General features: G+C 62.4%; 4 protein-coding genes. All 4 read right to left on the reverse strand.

The window, feature by feature from the left end; genetic code table 11:
• Positions 1–67 precede the first annotated feature (67 nt).
• Positions 68–1,036: a methionyl-tRNA formyltransferase gene (gene fmt, locus NW841_RS11790; protein WP_414386531.1), complete on the reverse strand. Its 969-nt coding sequence runs from the start codon at positions 1,034–1,036 to the stop codon at positions 68–70.
• Positions 1,037–1,061: 25 nt separating this feature from the next.
• Positions 1,062–1,763 (reverse strand): hypothetical protein, encoded by a 702-nt coding sequence (locus NW841_RS11795; RefSeq protein ID WP_414386533.1) that lies wholly within the window; start codon positions 1,761–1,763, stop codon positions 1,062–1,064.
• Positions 1,764–1,839: 76 nt separating this feature from the next.
• Positions 1,840–3,240 carry a magnesium transporter gene (mgtE, locus tag NW841_RS11800; RefSeq protein ID WP_414338524.1) on the reverse strand — a complete coding sequence of 467 codons (1,401 nt, stop codon included), beginning with the start codon at positions 3,238–3,240 and terminating at the stop codon, positions 1,840–1,842.
• A gap of 73 nt (positions 3,241–3,313) precedes the next feature.
• Positions 3,314–4,916: electron transfer flavoprotein (locus NW841_RS11805; RefSeq protein WP_414386535.1), on the reverse strand; the 1,603-nt coding region annotated here is incomplete at its 5' end.

A 4,916-nucleotide genomic window follows, 5' to 3' on the forward strand; every position in this document is an offset into this window, starting at 1 on the left:
CCCCCGGCCCCTGTCCCAGGGGGAGCATTCCCTCACCCCCGGCCCCTCTCCCTGGGGGAGAGGGGGGCTAGGGATCCGGCAGCGCCTCAAAGTGCATGCCCACCCTGAGCTGGCCGCCGTTGACCAAGTCCCAGGCCGACTGTTCTTTTCTGCCGGGCAGTTGGGCCCGCCGGATGAGAAGGGATCCCTCGCCGGTAGCCACATACACCCCTTCTCCTTTGGCCAACCCCACCACTTCTCCGGGGCTACCCTGGGGAAGAGGGTCAGGCGGCGGGTGCAACCGGGGAGCGGCAGAGCGGACAATCTTGATCCGCTGCCCCTGCAAGCCGGTAAAGCAGTCGGGAGAAAAGGCGCGGATTTGGTTGTGCAAGGCCTGGGCTGGGCGCCGCCAATCGAGCTGGAAGTCCTGCTTTTTAAGGAGGGGGGCATAGGTGGCCCGCGAGTCATCCTGGGGAATGGGGGTGATCTCTCCTTTTTCTAGTTTCACCAGGGTTTCCACCAGTAGCTCGGCCCCCAGTTGGGCCAGTTGCGAGGCCAGTTCCAGCCCGGTCTGCTCTGGCCCAATGGGCAGCTTGGCCTGCAGCAAGATGGCTCCCGTATCCAGGCCCTCGTCCATGAGCATGGTGGTGACGCCGGTCTCGGTCTCGCCGTTGGCAATGGCCCACTGGATGGGGGCAGCGCCGCGGTAAGCCGGCAGAAGGGAAGCGTGGACATTGACGCAGCCCAACCTGGGCATTTGCAGCACCGCCGGCGGCAGGATTTGGCCATAGGCCACCACCACAAACACATCGGCAGCCAGCGCCTCTAGCGCCGCCAGCACCTCCGCATCCCGCCGCAGACGGACAGGCTGCCACACCGGGATCCCATGGGCTTGGGCAAGGACCTTAGTGGGCGGCGGGAGTACCTTCTGCCCTCGTCCCTGCGGCCGATCCGGCTGGCAGACCAAGCCCACTACTTCAAAGGAAGACTGCCGCTGCAACAGGAGCTGCAGCGAGGGCAGAGCAAACTCCGGCGTGCCAAAGAAAACAACCCGCATGACCGACCCCTCTGAGCCCTGCCCTTTAGTCTAGAGGGGTAGGGGAAGGTGGGGAGGGCTCGCCAGTGTCAGGCGCTGGAGAAGGAAAGGGAGAAAGTCTGGCCGGAGGAGCCTGCCAAAAGGCAGGCTGTTTGAGATCGAACTCTTGGCTCCAGGCTGGCAAGAAGGAGCCGAGCTTCTGCCCAGAAAGCCGCAGCCGTTGCACAAAGGCCCATTCCAGGCGGGTCAAGACCCGCCGCACAAAATCCTTGGCCCAGGCCGGATCCGGAACTTCCGCAGCCTGTAAGTTCACCTGTAAGAGGCCCAGCTTGGGGTGCAGATGGACGCGGGTCTGGATCCCTTCTGGGCGCAGCAGGTAGTTGAGCACATACTGGATGGCTTCTCCATCCCCGCGTTGGGCACGGTACAGCGGGCTGTTGGGGTTGGGCGGCGGCTGGTAGCGCCACTCGCGGTGCCACTCCGGGATCCCTTCTCCCAGAGGAAAGCCGAACAGCTCTACCTGGCGGTGTCGGTGGGTCAGCGCCAGTTGTTCCAGGGTTGGCAAGAGGCCCTGCAGCAGCCGCTCCGGATCCGGGAGGGGATCCCCTTCTAAACGCAGCAGCAGACGTTGGCCGGAAAGACGCGCCTGCACCTGCAGATGTCCCAGCCCCAGGGATCCCAGGGCTGCTTGCAAGCGAGCCACGATCTCCGGCAGAGCCGCCTGGACATCCACAGAATGGGCAGACACCGACAGGGATCCGCAACAAGACCAGATCCAACCTAGCCCAATTTCGGCAAGGGCTTGGAGGGGTTGGCGGCTAGGGCTAGATTCCCAGGATTAAACGGGCAACGTAGAAGTAGATCAACACCCCCAGCACGTCCACAATCGTGGTGATGAAGGGGGCGGCCATCAAGGCCGGATCCAGACCAAAGGAGCGAAACAGAAAGGGCAGCCCCGCCCCTGACACCGAAGAGAGAACAGAAATCCCAAATAGGCTTAGCCCGACGATGACCGCCACCAGGAGATCCCGCTGCAGGGCATAGGCCCAGCCGATGGTGATCAAGCTGAGCATGATCCCCAGCATGGCTCCCACCACTGCTTCCCGGGCCAGTACCCCCAACCCGTCCTTGAGGCGCACCGCTGCCGTGCTCAGGCCGCGAATCACCACCGTCGAAGACTGGGAGCCGACGTTGCCGCCGCTATCCACCAACAGTGGGATAAAAGCCGCCAGGGCGATCACCTGGCTTAAGACTTCTTCCTGGCCGGCAATAATCGTGCTGGTAAAGGTGTTGGTAAGCAGCAAAATCAGCAGCCACACCACCCGCTTGCGGGCTGCCTGCCAAAAACTGAGGTCGAAATAGTCATCTTCTCCAGACTGCAACCCCCCCAAGGAGTAGATGTCTTCGGTGGCCTCTTGCTCCACGATGTCCAGTACATCATCTACCGTAACGATCCCCACCAGTCGCCGCTCGGCATCCACCACCGGCACCGCCAACAGGTCGTACCGCTGGATGACCTGCGCCACCTCTTCCTGGTCGGTGTGGGTGCTGACAAACACCACCTCCCGGCTCATCACCTCCTCCAGCCGCTGGGCCGGATCGGCCATCACCAACTCCCGCAAGGATAGGGTTCCCGTCAGGTGTCGCTCCTGGTCGGTGACGTAGAGGTAGTAGATGGTCTCGGTTTCGCGGGCCAAGAGGCGCACCCGCTCCAGTGCCTCGGCTGCCGTCAGGTTCTCTCGCAGGGAAATGTACTCCGGGGTCATGATCCGCCCCGCAGTGTTGGGGGCATAGCCCAGCAGCAGGGCCGTGGCTTCCCGTTCCTGGGGGCTGAGCTGGGGCAGCAGTTCGGCAACCACCTTGGCCGGCAGCTCGTCGAAGAGGCGGGCCCGGTCGTCCGGCGACATCTTGTCCAAGATGTCCTGGATCTCGTGGCTCCTGAACTCGCGCAGCAGCGCCTGTTGCAGATCTATGTCCAGGTGTTCGTAAACGCGGATGGCCAGATCCTTGGGCAGCAAGCGAAAGGCCAGAGCCTGCTGCGCCTCCGGCAACTCCCCGATTACCTCGGCAATGTCCACCGCTTGTACGGGCAGCAGGAGAGATTTGGCTTGTTCCAAGTTGTTTTCCCTTAGGGCCAAGCTGAGCTGGCCGCGCAAGAGCTCACAAAATTGCTCGCGGCTCAGCTCAGGGCTGGGGGCGGGTGGGATCAGCGGGGCGGAATTCAATGGCTGCACTCCCTGCAACTCTAGCTTTAACTATGCCAGCAAAGCTGAGTCTGTGCTCCCTGCCCCCGTTTTCCTAGAGCCCATAAAAGTCGGGGCCGGATCCCTCGTAGCTGGGGTTAACCCGTAGGTTGAGGTGGGGGCAGACGATCTCGCAGGTGCGGCACTGGATGCAGTTTTCCAGCGACATGGCGTGGGAGCGGATCCCATTGTGTTCGCGGATGTGGTGGACTTCTGCGGTGCAGTCGGCCACGCAGGGGGTAGGGCGGTTCAGCTTGTCGTAGGTGGCAATGCACTGGCGGCAGGTGTCAGCGCTGAACTCAAGGATGTGGCGGTTGCCTTCCGGGTAGCGGGGATCGGCAAAAAAGACGGCATCCGACCGCGAGAAATAGCCCCATCGCGTGGTCAATGCTTCAGGATCCAGACCTAGGGGGGCCACAAAGTCCGCTTGGATGGCGGCATGGGGAGCAACATACCCCCGTGGGGGCGGCTCGCCGGCGCTGACCCGTCCCGTCAGCAGCGTGTAGGCGCGCAGGAGTTCCCCGCCGCGACGCACGGGATCCTGCAGGCCCCAGCGCAGGGATCCCAGCCAGGGGTGGCCGGCATCGACGCTGCGGCAGAGCTGGGGCAGGTATTCTTCCAGCAGGCGGGAGTTTTCCAAAAAGGCTTCCCGAAAATAGCGGCTGCGGTAGAGATCTTGCCCCACCGAGCTCTCCATCACGGCTTTTTGGTAGGCCTCTTGAATGCGCAGATCCCCTTTTAAAAAGCCGTCGTGAATGAGGCCCGCCGCCAGGTAGCCGGTCTCCATGGCGTTGTTGATCCCGGCCAGGCTGCCCACATCCAGCACCCCCAGGGCATCCCCCAAGAGCAAAGCCCCTTCGACGCCAAAGCGGCTGGGCAGGCTGTAGTAGCCCCCCTCAGGAATGACGGCGGCCCCGTACTTGAGCAACTTGCCACCGGCAATCAGGGATTGGATCCAGGGATGGGCTTTGAACTCCTGCAGGCGCTGCTGCGGGTTGAGGTTGGGATTTTTGCTGTCGAGGCCGATGATGAGGCCCAGGGCCAGGCGGTTATCTTTGAGGCCGTAGACAAAGCCACCGCTGAAGCTGCCATCCAAAACCGGATAGCCCAAGGTGTGCCACACCTGCCCCTGCAGCGAGCAAGGGATCTGCCACAGCTCTTTGACCCCCACCGACCACAGTTGCGGCCGAGGGCGCAGGTGAAACTTCTCGACCAGGTCTTTGGAGATAAATCCCTTGTCGCCAAAACAAGTGAGCTCGGCAAAGACGCAATCTTCGTAAACTTGGCCGGAGTCGCTCACCCGCACCCCAATGACTCGCTCCCCCTCATAGAGGATCTCGTGGGCGGCAAAGCCGGGGAACAGATCCAAGGTAACGTTGGGGATCCCTTTGGCCTTTTCCTGCAGGGTTTCGGCCAGCCAGCGGATGACATGGCTAAGGGTGAGGATGAACTGCCCCTGTTTGCGCAACCCCTTTGGGATCGCCGCTTCCGGCAGATCCCAGCGCTCTTGGGATCCCAGTACGCTCAGGTGGCTCACTTCCACCCGCCCCTCGTGGGGAAATCCTTGGCTCTCAAAATCCGGGAAAAGCCTGGCGATTACCTGGGGATTGCAGATGGCACCACTGATGATGTGCCCGCCAAATTGCCGGGCTTTTTCC

The organism is Synechococcus sp. H60.3, assembly GCF_047462295.1.
Lineage (GTDB): Bacteria > Cyanobacteriota > Cyanobacteriia > Thermostichales > Thermostichaceae > Thermostichus.

Excerpts from the sequence above, each read along its gene's own strand:
- fmt (WP_414386531.1), bottom strand. The coding sequence starts at position 1,036 with ATGCGGGTTGTTTTCTTTGGCACGCCGGAGTTTGCTCTGCCCTCGCTG.